Source organism: Lysinibacillus sp. NPDC086135, from assembly GCF_044746345.1.
In the GTDB taxonomy this organism is placed as follows: Bacteria; Bacillota; Bacilli; order Bacillales_A; family Planococcaceae; genus Lysinibacillus.
On the sequence record NZ_JBIVCA010000017.1, the window covers coordinates 32,281 to 49,375 of the forward strand.

Annotated in this window: 18 protein-coding genes; 4 read left to right on the forward strand and 14 right to left on the reverse strand. The window is 38.4% G+C overall.

Features of this window, described 5'->3' with window-relative positions; genetic code table 11:
• Positions 1-36 precede the first annotated feature (36 nt).
• Positions 37-651, reverse strand: coding sequence for a pyroglutamyl-peptidase I (locus ACIPKN_RS19725; RefSeq protein ID WP_400939270.1), 615 nt, complete (start codon positions 649-651; stop codon positions 37-39).
• Positions 652-1,231: 580 nt separating this feature from the next.
• Between ACIPKN_RS19725 and ACIPKN_RS19730 the strand changes: the two genes are divergently transcribed.
• From ACIPKN_RS19730 to ACIPKN_RS19745, 4 genes are all read left to right on the forward strand, one after another.
• The gene (locus tag ACIPKN_RS19730) at positions 1,232-1,687 is read left to right on the forward strand and encodes a chemotaxis protein CheX (protein ID WP_142508472.1); all 456 of its coding nucleotides are present in this window, start codon (positions 1,232-1,234) and stop codon (positions 1,685-1,687) included.
• Positions 1,688-2,045: 358 nt separating this feature from the next.
• Positions 2,046-2,168 (forward strand): hypothetical protein, encoded by a 123-nt coding sequence (locus ACIPKN_RS19735; RefSeq protein ID WP_255505077.1) that lies wholly within the window; start codon positions 2,046-2,048, stop codon positions 2,166-2,168.
• 283 nt (positions 2,169-2,451) lie between these two features.
• Complete coding sequence (locus ACIPKN_RS19740; RefSeq protein ID WP_132359007.1) at positions 2,452-2,946, forward strand: cytochrome c oxidase subunit II; 495 nt, start codon at positions 2,452-2,454, stop codon at positions 2,944-2,946.
• Entirely contained in the window at positions 2,930-4,591 is a 1,662-nt protein-coding gene (locus ACIPKN_RS19745; RefSeq protein ID WP_400939272.1) for a b(o/a)3-type cytochrome-c oxidase subunit 1, read from the forward strand. The genes ACIPKN_RS19740 and ACIPKN_RS19745 overlap by 17 nt, the downstream gene beginning before the upstream one ends.
• Before the next feature lie 564 nt (positions 4,592-5,155).
• On the opposite strand, the gene ACIPKN_RS19750 is transcribed toward ACIPKN_RS19745, so the two are convergent.
• From ACIPKN_RS19750 to eutC, 13 genes are all read right to left on the reverse strand, one after another.
• The gene (locus ACIPKN_RS19750) at positions 5,156-6,652 is read right to left on the reverse strand and encodes a carboxypeptidase M32 (RefSeq protein WP_400939274.1); all 1,497 of its coding nucleotides are present in this window, start codon (positions 6,650-6,652) and stop codon (positions 5,156-5,158) included.
• Positions 6,653-6,869: 217 nt separating this feature from the next.
• Positions 6,870-7,319, reverse strand: a complete 450-nt coding sequence (locus ACIPKN_RS19755; protein ID WP_400939277.1) for a CcdC protein domain-containing protein — start codon at positions 7,317-7,319, stop codon at positions 6,870-6,872.
• A gap of 500 nt (positions 7,320-7,819) precedes the next feature.
• Positions 7,820-8,815: a serine hydrolase domain-containing protein gene (locus ACIPKN_RS19760; RefSeq protein ID WP_400939280.1), complete on the reverse strand. Its 996-nt coding sequence runs from the start codon at positions 8,813-8,815 to the stop codon at positions 7,820-7,822.
• A 21-nt stretch (positions 8,816-8,836) separates the two neighbouring features.
• Entirely contained in the window at positions 8,837-9,661 is an 825-nt protein-coding gene (locus tag ACIPKN_RS19765) for a MerR family transcriptional regulator (protein ID WP_400939283.1), read from the reverse strand.
• 353 nt (positions 9,662-10,014) lie between these two features.
• Positions 10,015-10,959: a malate dehydrogenase gene (mdh, locus tag ACIPKN_RS19770; protein ID WP_400939286.1), complete on the reverse strand. Its 945-nt coding sequence runs from the start codon at positions 10,957-10,959 to the stop codon at positions 10,015-10,017.
• Complete coding sequence (locus tag ACIPKN_RS19775) at positions 10,956-11,318, reverse strand: BMC domain-containing protein (RefSeq protein WP_142508272.1); 363 nt, start codon at positions 11,316-11,318, stop codon at positions 10,956-10,958. The genes mdh and ACIPKN_RS19775 overlap by 4 nt, the downstream gene beginning before the upstream one ends.
• The gene (locus tag ACIPKN_RS19780; RefSeq protein ID WP_132359031.1) at positions 11,311-11,595 is read right to left on the reverse strand and encodes a EutN/CcmL family microcompartment protein; all 285 of its coding nucleotides are present in this window, start codon (positions 11,593-11,595) and stop codon (positions 11,311-11,313) included. Before ACIPKN_RS19780 ends, ACIPKN_RS19775 begins: the two co-directional genes overlap by 8 nt.
• A 33-nt stretch (positions 11,596-11,628) precedes the next feature.
• A complete protein-coding gene (locus ACIPKN_RS19785) occupies positions 11,629-12,495 on the reverse strand; it encodes a phosphate propanoyltransferase (protein ID WP_400939289.1) in 867 nt (288 codons plus the stop codon).
• Positions 12,496-12,507: 12 nt separating this feature from the next.
• Entirely contained in the window at positions 12,508-13,098 is a 591-nt protein-coding gene (gene pduL / locus ACIPKN_RS19790; protein ID WP_142508274.1) for a phosphate propanoyltransferase, read from the reverse strand.
• Positions 13,099-13,600: 502 nt separating this feature from the next.
• Complete coding sequence (locus ACIPKN_RS19795) at positions 13,601-13,879, reverse strand: BMC domain-containing protein (protein WP_053482447.1); 279 nt, start codon at positions 13,877-13,879, stop codon at positions 13,601-13,603.
• A 16-nt stretch (positions 13,880-13,895) separates the two neighbouring features.
• Positions 13,896-15,386, reverse strand: coding sequence for an aldehyde dehydrogenase family protein (locus ACIPKN_RS19800; protein ID WP_400939292.1), 1,491 nt, complete (start codon positions 15,384-15,386; stop codon positions 13,896-13,898).
• A gap of 15 nt (positions 15,387-15,401) precedes the next feature.
• Positions 15,402-16,052, reverse strand: a complete 651-nt coding sequence (gene eutL, locus ACIPKN_RS19805; RefSeq protein ID WP_400939294.1) for an ethanolamine utilization microcompartment protein EutL — start codon at positions 16,050-16,052, stop codon at positions 15,402-15,404.
• Positions 16,053-16,062: 10 nt separating this feature from the next.
• Positions 16,063-17,094 (reverse strand): ethanolamine ammonia-lyase subunit EutC, encoded by a 1,032-nt coding sequence (gene eutC / locus ACIPKN_RS19810; protein WP_400939297.1) that lies wholly within the window; start codon positions 17,092-17,094, stop codon positions 16,063-16,065.
• Position 17,095: the final 1 nt, after the last annotated feature.

Genomic DNA, 17,095 nt, shown 5'->3' on the forward strand with positions numbered 1-17,095 from the left:
AATGCATTTGATTGAAATCGACTCACAAATAGGAAATTAATTATTTGTTGCACGAATTGTCTCCTCGATACAGAGCCTAATGGACGTTATTAAATCTTGAATATTCCATCCCGGGATTTTTCCATGCTGAATCGCCAAATCAAATGACGCAGGAATATGAATAAATCCAGCGCGGACTCCTTTATGTTGCTTTGCGTAAACTAGCCCTTCATACATAATATTGTTGCATAAATAGGTACCCGCCGTATTTGATATTTCCGCTGGATACCCCTCTTTGCATAATCGATTCACCATATTTCTAATAGGTAAATTCGTTATATACGCGTCTTCACCGCCATCATAAATGCTTTCATCTGCTGGTGTATAACCATTATTATCCGCTTCGCCATCTTTAATATTAATCGCTATTCGCTCAGGTGTTATTTTAAAACGTCCTCCAGCTAAACCTAATGAAATAATGATTTCTGGCTTTATCTCAGCAATATATTGTTTCAGCTGCTGAGCAGATTGCTGAAAATCTACTGACAAAATGCGTCCTATAATTTCATAGCCATCCATCATTTCTCCATGTAAGTTTTCTACAATTTGCATTGTTGGATTAATTTTATACTCAAGAAATGGTACAAACCCTGTTAACAATATTTTTGTCATGTTTTCTTCACCTTAATTTCTATAGGACGTCGCTTGATTGCCCATCCTTTTTATTATTTTTATTTACTGGTCCGAATTCTGTAACCGAAATAACAACTGAATCCATCAATGACCCACATTGCACTGATATACTAATTTTTTTAATTCTACAAAAAAATGACTCCCATTTACAATATATTTCAGAAAAAACAAACAACTACCCTCTTTTTATTACAACAAAAGTATGAAAGATCAATAAAAAAAGCATGATCTCAAAATTACTTAGACCATGCTCTAGCTATATAAAAATTGTCTTTATTGATACCCTCTTATTTCAAATGTGCAGTCGCCTGTTTCATAACGTGTTTTCCCACTCCAATATAGATAACCACTGCCGCTCCAATAAATACGAATGTCATCGCTAACCGCTCCTTTTAATATAAATATTTGTATTCGAAAAGACTTAACGTCCACTTATTGATTTTGAAAATCATTCTCATTAATATAATATAAATTTCCCACTAATTCGTCAAGACATACTTTCATCTTACCCATTTAACATGGTAAGATGTAGAAAAGTCGGAAAAAGGATGCGGTAATGATGAGTAATTCGAAGTACTTTCAAACTATTTTAAACGGGACAATTCACGCTTTAAAATCGATCCTTCCTATGGATATAGAGGTGAAAACACCTAGTATTATTTCTGAACCATTTCAACAACAGCAAATGGGTGTTTTAATCGGTTTAATAGGAGATTTAAAGGGCCGTGTAATCATTGATTCCTCTCCTGAAATTTTTAGTGGTATCGGCAATATAATGTTTGGTATGCCTCTTGAAGGAGAAATGTTGGAATCCTTTACAGGGGAATTCGGAAATATGATTGCAGGAAATTTATGCACTACTGTAGGACAAGAAAGCTTAGAAATTGATATCACACCGCCAACAGTGATGGTTGGCAACACAAAGTTATACGGCTTTGAAAAGGCATTTATACTCCCTGTTACAATTCCAAGTGTTGGTCCGCTGACAGTTCTTTTAACAATTGAAGGAGAATAGAGTACTAGAATATCGAACTATTCCAAATGATATATCCTATGCCAATTCATTAAACATTTATGAACACACTTTGTCATTCTCAATAATTAACAGAGGATGCCCCATTAGGCTTAAGTCCAAAATACAATTAGTAAAATTTCTTGAAAATAAAGATATTTTAATAACAATTCCTCTAATTCTAACCAATAAGTGGCTATCTCAATGACTATTGAGGTGGCTATTTTTTATTCTACCCTCAATTTTTCACATTTTTTTCACACATTTCGCCAATATATGTGATTTTTTTCACATCTAAAAGAAATTTATTTATATATCATGGCAATAAGAAAGACACAAAAAAAGCGTAGGAGGAGCAAAAATGGCAAATAAAAAAAAGTCAGATGAAAATTTAAAAGGTTCACTCTATGCGGTATTTGGAGTAGGAATCATCATTATCTTGCTTTGGGTGTACTGCTTCGATTTGTTCATCAATCGTTTTTAACTTCTTTCAGCAATTGTTTTTTGTAGCAAAAGCGAAGCGACAGGTACAAAAGTCTCCACCTCTATAAGTGGTGGATGAATGCGGATTTAAGCTACTTTTCTGCGAGTATTCAAACGCCCGCTGAAAGAAGTTAAAGCCTCTGGCGGATGTCACGCAATCGGAAAAGAGTTCTTTGTGCAAGCACAAAGCCGATTTCAGAAGCATTGTTTATTTGCGCGAAAGCGTAGCGACAGCGGCAATTATGCCGAGGCATAATGATTCTACTAAGAAAGGACAGAGACATATGCACTTACATAAGTATGAAAAATATTGGCTTGTGTTTGGAGTTACTACTTTAGTAGCATTCCTTATCATTCTAGGCATCGGTGCATTCCATCAAGGCTCACATCCGAACAATGGTAAAAAAACACTAGATTATGAGAAAGTAAGAGAATTTGCACCCTTCGATAACCCGGGTGTACATAAAGTAGAAGGTAAAGATTGGGATTACGAAGTAGTTGTTTTAGCATCAGCATTTAACTACAATCCTCCAGAAATTGAAGTGCCACTTGGAGCTAAAGTGAAATTTATTGCAACGAGTGCAGATGTAATGCACGGTTTTGAAGTTGCAGGTACAAATATTAATATGATGCTTGAACCAGGTTACATTTCTGAATATGTAACTACAGTAAATAAAGAAGGAGAGTTTTTAATCGTATGTAATGAATATTGTGGTACAGGACATACGATGATGCACTCTATGCTAAAGGTGGTGAAGCCAAATGAGTCTCAACAATAATTTGACAAAAGTGGATCGTCGTGATGCGAAGCTAGCGATGGCACATATTTATGTGGCATTCATCGCATTGTTATTAGGGGGTCTTGCTGGTTTATTACAAGTTTTCGTTCGTTCTGGTCAATTTACATTACCAGCAGGCATTGGTTACTATCAAGTTTTAACCGTACATGGTGTTTTACTCGGTCTTATTTTAACAACATTCTTTATTTTTGGTTTCCAAATTGCTAGTGTTAGCCGTACGTCAGGGACTTTTTCAGACGGTCAACGTCGCCTTGGCTGGATCGGCTTCTGGTTAATGACTATCGGTACAGCAGCTGCTGCAACAATGGTTCTACTTAATGAGGCATCTGTTTTATATACGTTCTATGCTCCATTGAAAGCTCACTGGATATTCTATTTTGGCCTTACATTAGTCGTTGTTGGTTCTTGGGTTGGCGGCGCGGGTCAAATATTACGCTATGCACAGTGGCGCAAAGAAAACAAAGGAAGCGGACAACGAAGCCCATTACTATCATTTATGGTTGTTGTTAATAATTTAATGTGGTTTGTAGCAACTCTAGGTGTAGCTGCTTCTGTTCTATTCCAGTTACTACCATGGTCCTTAGGCTTTGTTGAACGTGTCGACATAGCACTATCCCGTACATTATTTTGGTATTTTGGTCATGCGCTTGTGTATTTCTGGTTATTACCAGCATACATGGTTTGGTATGTCATTATTCCGAAGGTTATTGGCGGAAAAATTTTCTCTGATTCTTTAGCAAGACTATCATTTATGCTATTTTTAATTTTCTCTGTACCAGTTGGGATTCATCACCAATTAACAGAGCCTGGTATTGCTAGCACATGGAAATTCATACAAGTTGTATTAACGTTTGCCGTAATCGTACCATCCTTAATGACTGCCTTTTCGATGTTTGCAATGTTTGAACTACGTGGTCGCGAATTAGGTGGTAAAGGTCTTTTCGGCTGGCTCAAAAAGTTACCATGGAAAGATGCTCGTTTCTTCGTGCCATTTATCGGTATGCTAGCGTTTATTCCTGGTGGCGCTGGCGGTATCATCAATGCTTCTTACCAAATGAACCAATTAATCCATAATACTATTTGGGTTACAGGGCATTTCCATTTAACAATTGCAACAACAGCCGTTTTAACTTATTTCGGTGCAGCATTTTGGTTAATTCCATATTTAACAGGTCGTACATTGACTAAATCTTTAAACAATCTTGGTAATTTTGCCGCTATTTTATGGGCTACTGGTATGACAATTATGTCTTCCGCTATGCATATCGCTGGGCTGATCGGTGCACCTCGTCGATCTGATTACTCTGAGTATGGCGGTGCTCAACAAGCTTATGATTGGATTCCTTATCAAATCGCTCAAGCTGTTGGTGGTACGATTCTATTCATCGCTATCTTAATCATCCTTTATATTGTGGTGAAATTAGCATGGTTTGCACCAAAAGGCGAAGAGGAATTCCCAGTTGGTGAAGTACATGAAAACGGTGGTACTACTCCAGCTATCTTAGAGAACTTTAAAGTATGGCTTGTTATTTTAGTAGCATTAATTTTATTTGCTTATACTATTCCAATTATCGATATTATTTCTAATTCCCCTCCTGGTTCTAAAGGCTATAAACTTTGGTAACAATGTTTTGCATCTTCATAAAAAAAGCGATTTCTCTAGCTGAGAAATCGCTTTTTACTTTGCTGAAAAAATGTAATTTAGGTATTAATTAAAGTAAAGCTTCTATGCAAAACAAGGGGTTGATTTCAGTTCCGGCTGGGCGCTTTGTTGCTGTCGCTTCGCTTTCGCACAGATAAAACATTTGTAGCTGACGCTTCGCTTTCTCACAGAGCAAAGCTTCCTGGGGGCGTCCGATGAGCCGCTTCACTCGCGAAGCTCGCTCCAGGGTCTTATCTGTGACGCAGATCCCCAAGAGTCGTTAGCCTCCACTTCAATCAACCAATTCACATTGCATATTTTTTATGTACGAAACGGAGCGGCAGTAACAAGATGTGTTTTTATGCCAAAGCGAATCAGGAAAATACTTAAACGGAGGAAGTTGCACAACTCCCTCCCCCAGGTGAGCGAGTAACTTAGATCCACCCTCATCGAAAACGCCACAACATACAAAGTAATTTCCTTGACCATTACCTTTTCAACATTATGAAAAGCGATTTCTCTGTAGTGGAGAAAACGCTTTGTCCTTTAGAGCTGATACAGCTTCGTATACTTTTCTTGTAAATAGTTTGCTAAATATTTGGCGTTTAAGCCTTCCCCTGTTGCCTCTTGTAACAATTCAAACGGCTTCTTCAACGCGCCGTATTGATGGACTTTGTCTGTTAACCACTCTCGAATTGGTAGGAGCTCTCCCTTTACTAACAGCTCATCAAAGTTTGGATGATCTTTATCCATTGCATGCTTCCATTGTGCAGCGTAAATCATTCCTAAAGCATAGGATGGGAAATAGCCAAACATGCCCCCTGACCAGTGCATATCTTGTAGTACCCCTTTTGCATCTGTTTCAGGACGAATGCCTAAATATTCTTCGTATTTATCATTCCATACTTGTGGAAGATCTTTCGCTTGAAGATCGCCGTTGAATAAATCACGTTCAATTTCATAGCGAATCATAATATGTAGTGGATACGTTAACTCATCTGCTTCAATGCGAATAAACGATGGCTCCACCATATTAATTGCTCGTAGGAATTCCGCTAATGCTACATCACCAAATTGCTCAGGTGAATACTTTTGAAGTCGCTCGTAGTTATGCTCCCAGAACTTTTCGTTCCTACCAACAAAATTTTCATAAAATAAAGATTGGGACTCATGTATTCCCATAGATGTACCTGTTGCTAACGGTAAACCATCAAGCTTCACATCAATATTTTGCTCGTACATGGCATGTCCACACTCATGGATAGTTCCAAAAATTGCTGAGCGGAAATCATTTTCATCATATTTCGTTGTAATACGATTATCTCCATGATTTATGCCTATCATAAATGGATGCACACTTTCGTCTAAGCGCCCTGCATCAAAATCATAGCCAAGTTGTGCTAACATTTCTAATGATAATGCACGCTGAGATTCACGAGGGAAATGCTTAAATAATAGGCTTGTATCTGGTTTCTTAGGTGAAGCTGCAATTTTTTGCACAAGAGAAACAATTGTTTCACGTAAGTCACTAAAAACTTGATCTAAAACATCAGTCGTCATATCAGGTTCATATAAATCTAGTAATGTATTGTACGGAGAACCGTTTTTAATACCCCAATATTGAATGAATTTCTTCTGCCAGCTTATAATTTCCTCTAGATAAGGTAGGAACAAAGCAAAATTATTAGCTTCCTTTGCTTCTTCCCATGCTGTTTCCGCTTTAGATTGTAAAATTACAAATTTCTTATATTCATCAGCCGGAATTTTTTTATTTTGATCATACTCTTTACGTACTTCCTCAACTAAACGCAGTGTAACATAATCAAGATCTGCCTTTTGCCCCTCTAGATCCGTTAGTAATTGCCCTAACTCTTCACTAGTTTGCATGTCAAATAAGGAGGCAGATAATGTTCCAACTACCTCTGAACGCTGAGCTAATCCCTTCTTAGGTGCACCCGTGCGCATATCCCAATAAATCACACTTAATGCTTCTCCGTAGTGCTTCATTTTTTTTACATAGTCAGTAAATTGTTGTACGGTCATGCTAACATCCTCCTTTTCACGCTACTAGTTTATCATATTTTCGAAAATTTTGTATATTATGGACTTTATAGTATTTTTTATAGGAATAGTAACTGTTCACAATTTTATTTCTACAAAACTATTCCATTGCGAATAGCATATACAACCGCTCTCGTTCGATCCACTGCACCAATTTTTTGTAAAATGCGAAAAGAAACGTTTTAAAATCCATATTTTTTTATCCAGTAAGTTGTTTGTATCTCATATAAATAATAAACCGACGAGCACATACACTACCAAGCGGTATAAACATAAGAGCATTCGTTAATGATATTACAGCATGCTCTTTTCCCCATTTTGCTGCAAGTAGACGCAAAAGAAGAATTCCTAGAAATACAATAACTCCAGCGACGGAGCTTTGTGTAGTTACGATTCCTCTTTCATGATTAACACGGATTTTTTCTAATTTTCCTCTCCAAATCCCGATACCTATGCCAATTGTTAAACAAATGAAGTACAAGATATAGCTTATCGGTGTTAATTTATCTGAACTTAAAATAGAAGTACACGTTAGCCCAATTAACAAAATCGGTATTATCCACATTCTAGTTGGTCTAACTTTTTTCTCCCTTAACATAAGAAGAATCATGACTATAAAGACAACCAAGTAGCTACTCATTTCACTCATTTCTTTCCTCTCTTTCTTTAATAAATTTTTAGTAAAAGTAGAATATCAATTATAGCTCGGCATAATTGCGTCCGGAATCGGCAGAAGGCTTTTGGCCAATACGAAGTTGGTCACGCAGTCATTGCCACAGGACGTGGCGTATTTAGACTGAGTTCCTCTATTTCAGCGGATGTTTGAACACCCGCTCCAAAAGTGACTTAAAACCGCATTCTTCTTTACCATCAATAGAGGTGGTAGACTTCTTTAGCTGTCACTTTGTTTTCGCTATAGAAAATAATTGCTGAAAGAAGTTAAAGAAAATAAAAAAAGTCCATTTTTTAGATTAATTTTTTTCCTGATAAATGACTTTGTTCCTCAAAATAAAACCTCCCCGTTAGGAATGTAAAAGACTTTCGCCACCTTTTCATTTCTACTCGGAGAGGATCAACTAATTGTAAGATTTGTATAAGTAGATGTTATTTTGATAACTCATATATCTACTTTTATGTACAATAGAAAAATTATAATACTGCTGGGATTATATACTCTTTTATTAATGGCCATCTATCTCGTGGATTCATGATGAATTCTGAACTAATTGCTACAATCATATTCATGTTTGGTATACAACAAATCATATTGCCCCCATCCCCTATTGCTGAAAAGGTAGAAAGTCCATCTTCTTGCCGTAGCCACCATAAATAACCGTAATTGTTATGGTTCATCTCCGTTGATTTACGAATCCATGCCTCAGAGAGAATCCTTTTATAATCCCAAATACCATTGTTTAAATAAAGGTAGCCAAATCGTGCCATATCACGTGTAGTTAATGTTAGCCCCCATCCACCTGTCGAATGACCGTTTGGATCATGGACCCACCCCTTAACGTTTTTTCCGAATAAATCATCAAACTCATATGCGTTCATTTGATAGTCAGGAATTTCTTTCATGCCAAGCGGTGTAAACAAATGTTCATTAGAAAACGCTCGTGCACTCTTGCCTGTACTTTCAGTAAGAATAGCTGACAATAAATGTGCTCCAGCTGTGGAGTATTTAAACGCGCCTAAATCCCCATTTTCACCTATTATATCAAGTGTATATTTTATCCAATCCTGCTGTTGACATAGAATATCTAGCGGTTCATGCCAATCCTCATATGGATATGGTACTGTCATCGTGAGAAGATGTCGTATAGTAATCTCCTGTTTCTGCTTATTAGCACCAGCAATATATTTAGGGAAAAAATCTAACACCTTTTCTTCAACGCTTTTAATATATCCTTTATCGATAGCGATGCCTATAAGTGCAGATAGTACACTTTTCGTTACAGATGCTACATGTTGACAATCATCAGGACTTTTCCCATTAAAATATTTTTCATATGCTAAATTACCATTTCTAATGATAACAATACCATTTATATTGTTATAATCACTTTTTATCGTGTGCTCTAGCTTGGAAAGCTTTTCATTGTTCAATTCAGGCTTTACCGTGTGCCAATTTATTGTTGTTTGCATAGGAACCTCCAAATGGTTTTGTCATTTTTTCTTGACAGGAAAATATACCTCAGTAATATAATCCTCAGAAGAGTTTGCTTGATTTGGATCTGTTACATATATTTCATATGGCGGCATTATCAATTCATAACCCTCGTCTTCAATCCACTTCATCAAATTAGCATAGACAGATGTTAATTCAGGATATGCTCCCTTTAAAACGGATTTAGCACAGAGACTACCAGGCAAATCTCTCGTTCCTTTAACAGACTCAGCTATTGGAATAGCGAACTCAGTATCATTACCAGTAGGGTTAAATTCAGGGCTGTGGTAAATCGTCATCGGCTTACCGAGTAAAGTAAGCTGCTCCGTCGCAATCTTTTCATATAGCTTGCTAAAATAGTTACCGTATCCTGATGAATAGTCATCACTGCTCATTACTAGACGCTTAAAAAGAATATTTTTTGGCTTCGTTTCAACTAGCTGTACCTCGATATCGTCAAGGTACGACATGATTGGCATCCCCTTTTCTAAGTTTGCAATATCATGACTTAGTTGTTTTACAAGATATTCAAAAGCCTTTAGTTTTTCTTGCATCTCATTTCTTTTATGGTTAAGCGCAGAAAAAAGCATTTCTTCGGATTGATCCTCTTCCAATTCCAACATTGCTTTAATTTCTTCAAGAGAAAAATGATAGGATTTTAAACGGTTGATATAGAGCATCCTTTTTAGTTGTTCGATGGAATAATACCTATAACCGCTTTCAGCATTAATCTCATCTGGGTTAATTAATCCAATTTCAGCGTAATATCGAAGTGTTTTTGTCGAGACACCACATATTTTTGAGAATTCTCCTATTGATAACACAAAACCACCTCATTTATTAATTTGTTACTTGCTACAATTCATTTATACACCTTCCCCTTAGGGCAAAGTCAATTACTTTCATTATTCCCATATGAACTACATTACGTGTGTTCCGGTGGCTCCAAGCCGTTTTTCAGCAGGTGTGTCCAAACATTCACCCTATCTTAAATTACTCAATTTGAGCTGTATATACCAAAGAAGCTCTCCTCATCATTTTCATGATCAAGGAGAGCTTCTTACTTTTATATAAATAAGGGGAAATTTTACTAGCTTTTAAATGCCTTGTTCGGTTTCCAATCAAACATTTTTAAGCGTTAAATTTTATAACAATATATAGTTGGGGATCCTACATATTAAATGTTTTGACAAATTGTTAATACTTGTTTGACGGCTTCTGCCGATTGATGGAGCGCCGCTTTTTCTTCATTCGTCAGATGTAATTCAATAACTGACTCAATGCCATTGCCTCCTAATATTGTCGGCACTCCTAAAAATAATTCGTGGTAACCATATTCTCCTTCTAAAAGGGCGATAGAAGGAATTATTTTACGTTGATCTTTCATGATGATTTCGACCATCTGTGCACATGCAGCAGCTGGTGCATAATAAGCACTACCATTGCCTAACAAACCAACAATTTCCCCGCCACCTTTACGTGTACGTTCTACGATTAGTTGCAGTCTGTCTTGAGGGATCAATTTTTCTAAAGGGATCCCTCCAGCATAGGAATATCGAATTAAAGGGACCATTTCGTCGCCATGTCCACCTAAGACGAATCCTGATACATCCTCCGGTGCAATTTGCAATTCTTGTGCCACAAAGGTATTAAAACGTGCCGTATCTAACACACCTGATTGACCAATGATACGATTTTTCGGAAAGCCTGTTTCCTTATAGCAAACATAGGTCATGGCATCGACTGGATTGCTTAATATAAGGATTATGCTGTTTGGAGCATAATGTTTTATTTGTCTAGATACTTGTTGAATAATTTTTGCATTCGTCGTCACTAAATCATCTCGGCTCATGCCTGGTTTACGAGGAATACCAGCTGTAATAATGACAATATTTGCTCCAGCAATATCCTCATAATTGCTCGTTCCTTTAATAGAAACATTAAATTTTTCTATTGGTCCTGTTTGTAATAAATCTAGCGCCTTTCCTTTTGTCGGATTCTCCGCTTCTGGAATATCTAACAGGACAACATCTCCTAGCTCTTTTTGTGCCAAAAATAAGCTTAAAGTTGCACCCGTATGACCAGCACCGATTACAGCAATTTTACTTTTTCGAAATGTCATTTTTCATCACCTCGATTGTCAGCGGCTGCTGTTTCCGTCGTTTTTTTAACACGTGTTGCTGCTGGTGCAGATTTTTTCTTTGGTGCTTCCGGTCCTTTAACCATCTGAAAAACATCTTCATCAGGTCTCGGAATTACGTGAGCGCCTAATAGTTCTCCAACGCGCTTAGCTGCCTCTTTCCCAGCATCTACAGCTGCTTGAACTGAACCAACATCACCTTTAACTACTACAGTAACGATGCCACCATCAACAAATTCTTGTTTGACGATGGTTACATCTGCCGCCTTTATCATCGCGTCTGCTGCCTCATAAGAACCAACTAATCCTTTCGTCTCAATCATTCCTATTGCGCTACCCATTTTCCTCACCTCGCATCACTTCCGTGGAATCAATAATACCTATAACGACCGCATCGATAGGCAATGGATTTTCTTTCATAATATATCGGGATGATCCACCACTTGTAATGAGCACATCATCTCCGATTCCTGCCCCGATACGGTCTGCTGCTACAATTTCTGTTCGAATCGGCTGTTGATTAGAATCGATTGGTTGAATAATTAATAATTTTAAGCCATTCAACCCTTCTTCTTTACGTGTTGCCCATACACTACCGATAACTCTGCCCATTTGCATGAACTTCACCTCTTTATCCCGTATGGACTATTGTTAGTCAGAGCGAATTGTTAACGTCTTATTCAGCTCTCGTATTTTGTCATACGCCAATGCCGTCACAATGGTTTTCTTAGGAACAACAATTTCCGGTGCTTCTATTTCAAGCACTTCTACTTGCGAAAGCAGTTTCTTATCAAATAGATAGCTTAACGGTTTTTCAGCTTGACTGACGATTGGCGGAAGTTCTTTGACGTTCATTTTTTCCTTAGCTTGAGCATTGACAATTTCTGCAAATGTACCCCGTTGGATTAAACCTGCATTTGCCTCATCAGTATCGATATGCATCTCCAATCGATAACGCTCTGAAACGCGAATCATTACATTTGATAAAATAATAGGTCTTATACCTTCTATTTTTATTTGTACCGATTGTCCGTCCACTACTTGGAACTGAGCACTGTCAGTCGGTGACATATGAATATGTGCTTGTGCTATAATGAGTCCCTCATTAAGCACGACACTGCCCTTTGGACCAATTAGTGTAACGGGGCTAGAGCCATTAATATCTCCTGATACCCTTAATGGTGGCTTAACCCCTAATTTCATCGCGTCTGTCCAACTAATTTCTACTTGAGATAATGAACGAGCTGGACCTAAAATGCGTACTCGTTCAATGGATCCCTTCTGACCAGCAATAACAACAGTTTCCTCAGCAGCAAACTGTCCTGGTTGTGAAAGCTCAAACTTAGGTGTTAATTGATAGTTTTCACCAAAAAGCTGCTCCACTTCCGTTTGAGCAAGATGTACATGTCGCGCTGAAACACCGACAGGGATTTTTCCGTCATGATGAGAGGAAGGCTGATTTTTTAAAACTTGCTGTAACACTTCTTCAACAATTTTTTGGATTAAATTTTCCTGCATCTAACCTCCTCCTTATGTCAATGATCTGATAATTCTTCCTTGGGCTTGCTGTTCAATAAAGCCAGCATTTGCTTCATCTGTATCGATATGCATCTCTAGACTAAAATCGTTTGATACACGAACTACAACCCCACGAAATGTCACAGGTCGCTCACTATCAACTTCAACAGATACTAATTCATTATTTTGTACGTCCAATACTAACGCATCTTCTTCCGTCATATGAATATGTGCCTGTGCAATAATGACCCCCTGCTTGATGATTATTTCTTGTTCTTGATTAATTAATTTGATGCTAGCTGAACTTTCGATATCACCCGATTGTCTCAAAGGAGGGGTTAATCCTAATTTCATTGCATCTGTTCGACTAATTTCCACCTGTGTCGCCGCTCTTACTGGACCTAATACACGAACATTGTGAAGAACACCTTTTGGTCCCTCAATAGAGACACGCTCTTTAGCTGCAAACTGCCCTGGCTGCGAAAGATCAAAATCCTTCGTTAGCGTCGCATTTGGACCAAAAAGTACCTGCAAATCTTCTTCACTGACATGTATATGACGAGCTGAAATGGCCACAGGAAATGTTTTTGTCGCTGTATTCAAGTTAGCCACCTCTATATCTATTTCACTATATTATTATAGGAAATGAAGCAGGATGAAGCGCAACGCAATGTGTAACATCCTGCCCTTTCCTTTATGATGTTCTTTCCATCACTCCGAGGATTCTTTCCGTCGCTTCGGCTCTTCTTTCCGTCGCTTTGACTTCCTTCCGTCACTCGAGGATTCTTTCCGTCACTTCGGCTCTTCTTTCCGTCGCTTTGACTTCTTTCCGTCACTCGAGGATTCTTTCCATCACTCCGAGGATTCTTTCCGCCGCTTCGGTCTTTCTTTCCGGCGCTTCAGCTCTTCTTTCCGTCGCTTCGGCTCTTCTTTCCATCGCTTTGACTTCCTTCCGTCACTCCGAGGATTCTTTCCGTCGCTTCAGCTCTTCTTTCCGTCGCTTTGACTTCCTTCCGTCACTCCGAGGATTCTTTCCGTCGCTTCAGCTCTTCTTTCCGTCACTTCGACCCTTCTTTCCGTCGCCCTTGTCCGGACTGAAATAAAATTAAGCCTCTGCTTTTGGTAAAATTAATTCTAATTCATGGTGTGGGCGTGGGATTACATGAACTGATAGAAGTTCTCCAACACGTTGGGCCGCTGCTGCACCTGCATCAGTAGCTGCTTTTACTGCGCCTACATCACCACGAACTAATACAGTGACAATACCGCCACCAACATGTACTTTTCCTACTAAATTAACACTAGCAGCCTTCACCATTGCATCTGCTGCTTCAATTGCTCCTACTAAACCTTTTGTTTCTACCATTCCTAATGCTGTACTCATTTGTCATTCCTCCAAATTATTTATTTTGTAATGTTATTTGTTTTAATACTTGATCAACAATTTGTTGAACTACTGCTGTATCCAAAGATGGATCGTGTGCCTTGATATTGTCTACTACTGGTTTTGCTAAAAATTCTGGTTTTGGCACTTCTACATCTTTAATGCCATAAGCCATGCGTTTAATATTCAATAAATGTCTTGCTGTAATGTTATCGGACGTAATATTGCCACCAAAAGTACCACACCCTAATGTAAAGGATGGTGCCAATCCAGTAGTTCCACCAACTGCGCCGATGGATGATAATGTATTAACAACAATTCTAGACACCGGTAATTCCACTGAAAACTGCTCAGCTAAAGCTGTATTTTCTGTATGAATCGAGCATGTATGCCCGCGTCCACCTATGTTTAGTAAATCAATCATTACCTGTTTTGCCTCTGTACTGTCCTCGACAGTGTATAACGCAAATATCGGTGATAATTTTTCCAGTGAAAATGGAATGTTCTTGCCAATCATCGTTTCCATACCAACAAGTACTTTTGTATCTTCCGGCACAGTAATACCGATAGAATCTGCTAAGCAAGCTGCTGACTTACCTACAATTTGAGGATTTACCTTCCCAGGGACTGGAGAAATCAGCTTCTCCATCTTCACCTTCTCTTCATCACTCAAAATATAAGCATTGTTTTTCTTTAGCTCTGTTAAAACTTGCTCTGCGATGACTTTATCTACGATAATTGATTGTTCTGTAGCACAAATTGTGCCGTTATCAAAAGACTTACTTTGCACAAGCTGGCGAACGGATTTGGATATATTCGCCGATTTTTCAATGTAAGCTGGAACATTTCCTGGTCCTACACCGTAAGCAGGTTTGCCCGAACTATAGGCTGCTTTTACTAGAGCACCGCCACCAGTCGCTAAAATTAAGTGAATATCTGGGTGCTTCATTAATTGCTGCGTAGCTTCCATAGAAGACATTGTTAAACAATGTAGCAATCCTGCTGGTGCTCCAGCTTGTTCTGCAGCTACTCTACAAATCTCTAAAGCTTCCTTTGTACAATCAACCGCATATGGGTGTGGGCTTAGTACGAGACCATTTCTAGTTTTCAATGAGATAAGTGTTTTAAAGATTGCTGTTGATGTTGGATTTGTTGTTGGTACGATGCCAGCGATGACTCCAAACGGACTAGCAATCTCTGTCACTTTCTTCATTCGATCGAAACCAACAACACCAACAGTCTTCAAATCTTTAATATCTTCATAAACATCTCTAGAGGCTACCTCATTTTTCATTTTTTTATGATTAGGTATGCCCATCCCCGTTTCCTGAACGGCCATATTTGCCAAACGTTCTGCCTCTTTATATGCTGCATCTGCAACAGCCTTGACGATATGATCTACTTGCTGCTGTGAATACTGCATGTAAGCAGTCTGGGCAATATTGGCATTTCTCACCGCGTCTCTCATTTCTTGAATTGCTAATAAATCTTTATCTAGTGTGGCCACTAAAGCCCCTCCTTTCTAAACAACTGGGTTTCTCGCTAAATTTTCAATAGCTTCTCTAAAAGCATTTGCAGCAGCTTGGCAGGAAGATTGGCTACCACTTAATAAACCGCCACCGAAATTGGTTTCAGATGGTGGACCAAAGAAAACCTTTAGTTCTACATCTGCAGCCTTTAATGCCGCATCTAAACCGACTACAGCCTCAAGGGGCGGTGCTATTAAATAAGCAAGGGCTGTTCCAACCTTAACGTTTGCTAGCTCAGCCAGATACGTACCACAGCTCGCTACAGTATGTGCAAAAAGAGCGTGGCTTTCATTTTGAAGAATGGCTTCAAAATACGTATCAAACTGAATTTTTTGCTGAATCGCATCAAAACCACTGCGTATTTCATCCGGCGAGCTACCAGCAATGATGCCAATGACCTCACCAGATAATGGCCCAGATGCATGTGCCGCTCCAGCATAAAAGCTTTTTGCATAAACAACGTCAACATCTGCTTTTTTCGTAGCCTCGTCCAACGCTACATATCCAATATCATCTATTGTTAGAGTTACGAGTCCAATGCTATTGTGATATGGCTTTAAATCTAATTGCTCTGCTAATTCATTATTCACTCTTGGAATGATTTGCATTGCCAAAATTTCTGCCATAAGTTTTTGAGGATTCATTGTTTGCCCCCTAACCTTCTTTTGCCACAAGACCTACTCCACTTGCCTTGTAATGCAATATTTTTTGAACGACTGTTCCTAAATAAGCACCTGCCTCTAATGGCGGGATACCACCTTTATGAATGTTCGAAACGACCATTCGATCAGCTTCTACTGTGCCAATTCTAGGTTGATAGCATATATAGGCACTCATGGACTCAGCCGATACAAGTCCAGGGCGCTCACCGATTAAATAAACGATCACTTCTGCTTGTAAAAGCTCCCCAATTTCATCCATAAGGGCAACACGCCCTTTATCAATATAGAAAGTAGTTCCTATTTCAATATTTAAATTGCGAAGACTTTGCTGTAAGGCTAAGTAAACGTCTTGCACATTTTCTTCAATCGCACTTGCACTTAATCCGTTAGAAATAATGATTTGTACTTTTGGATTTTTTGTACATTTAGATTGAATAAGTATCTTTGATTCTTCTGATAAACGACGACCTAAATCTGGTCTAGTAATGTATTCTTCCTTATCTGTAACTCTTGTTGTTACTTGAAAGACATCAAGCTTTTGTAGTAGCTCTTCTGTCACTTCTCCATATACCGCATCTACTGCCGCTGCATGATCGAGTCGGAACTTTAGCCAAGTTTTTGTTTTAGGCCTTGTCCCAGCTCTTCCAACACCAATTCTTGCTGGTGTATGCTTTTTAGCAGCTTGAACACTTTCAGACACTTCATCCTCTTCAAATTTAAATTCTGTGATAGGTACTGAAGTATAAGTCGATTCATCATTACTTGCGCTGTAAGATGATTGTTCATGATTACTTGATTCAGTATGATAAAGCTTAATTAATGGTTCATTTGATTGTTCTATTGTGCTCGGGCTTGCTACTTCATCAGTACCATTAGCATTAGCTACCGTATTGTGAAACTTAATAAGTGTTTCCTTGTGGTTTTCTGTTGGCACAGCTGTGTCATGAGAAGACTTTTCTGACGCATTATTGCCCACCTTTTCCATAACTAACTGTGTAATCATCGATACTAATTGTTCATTCAAT

Excerpts from the sequence above, each read along its gene's own strand:
- ACIPKN_RS19725 (WP_400939270.1), bottom strand. The coding sequence starts at position 651 with ATGACAAAAATATTGTTAACAGGGTTTGTACCATTTCTTGAGTATAAA.
- ACIPKN_RS19730 (WP_142508472.1), top strand. The coding sequence starts at position 1,232 with ATGAGTAATTCGAAGTACTTTCAAACTATTTTAAACGGGACAATTCAC.
- ACIPKN_RS19735 (WP_255505077.1), top strand. The coding sequence starts at position 2,046 with ATGGCAAATAAAAAAAAGTCAGATGAAAATTTAAAAGGTTCACTCTAT.
- ACIPKN_RS19740 (WP_132359007.1), top strand. The coding sequence starts at position 2,452 with ATGCACTTACATAAGTATGAAAAATATTGGCTTGTGTTTGGAGTTACT.
- ACIPKN_RS19745 (WP_400939272.1), top strand. The coding sequence starts at position 2,930 with ATGAGTCTCAACAATAATTTGACAAAAGTGGATCGTCGTGATGCGAAG.
- ACIPKN_RS19750 (WP_400939274.1), bottom strand. The coding sequence starts at position 6,652 with ATGACCGTACAACAATTTACTGACTATGTAAAAAAAATGAAGCACTAC.
- ACIPKN_RS19755 (WP_400939277.1), bottom strand. The coding sequence starts at position 7,319 with ATGAGTGAAATGAGTAGCTACTTGGTTGTCTTTATAGTCATGATTCTT.
- ACIPKN_RS19760 (WP_400939280.1), bottom strand. The coding sequence starts at position 8,815 with ATGCAAACAACAATAAATTGGCACACGGTAAAGCCTGAATTGAACAAT.
- mdh (WP_400939286.1), bottom strand. The coding sequence starts at position 10,959 with ATGACATTTCGAAAAAGTAAAATTGCTGTAATCGGTGCTGGTCATACG.
- ACIPKN_RS19775 (WP_142508272.1), bottom strand. The coding sequence starts at position 11,318 with ATGGGTAGCGCAATAGGAATGATTGAGACGAAAGGATTAGTTGGTTCT.
- ACIPKN_RS19780 (WP_132359031.1), bottom strand. The coding sequence starts at position 11,595 with ATGCAAATGGGCAGAGTTATCGGTAGTGTATGGGCAACACGTAAAGAA.
- ACIPKN_RS19785 (WP_400939289.1), bottom strand. The coding sequence starts at position 12,495 with ATGCAGGAAAATTTAATCCAAAAAATTGTTGAAGAAGTGTTACAGCAA.
- ACIPKN_RS19795 (WP_053482447.1), bottom strand. The coding sequence starts at position 13,879 with ATGAGTACAGCATTAGGAATGGTAGAAACAAAAGGTTTAGTAGGAGCA.
- eutL (WP_400939294.1), bottom strand. The coding sequence starts at position 16,052 with ATGAATCCTCAAAAACTTATGGCAGAAATTTTGGCAATGCAAATCATT.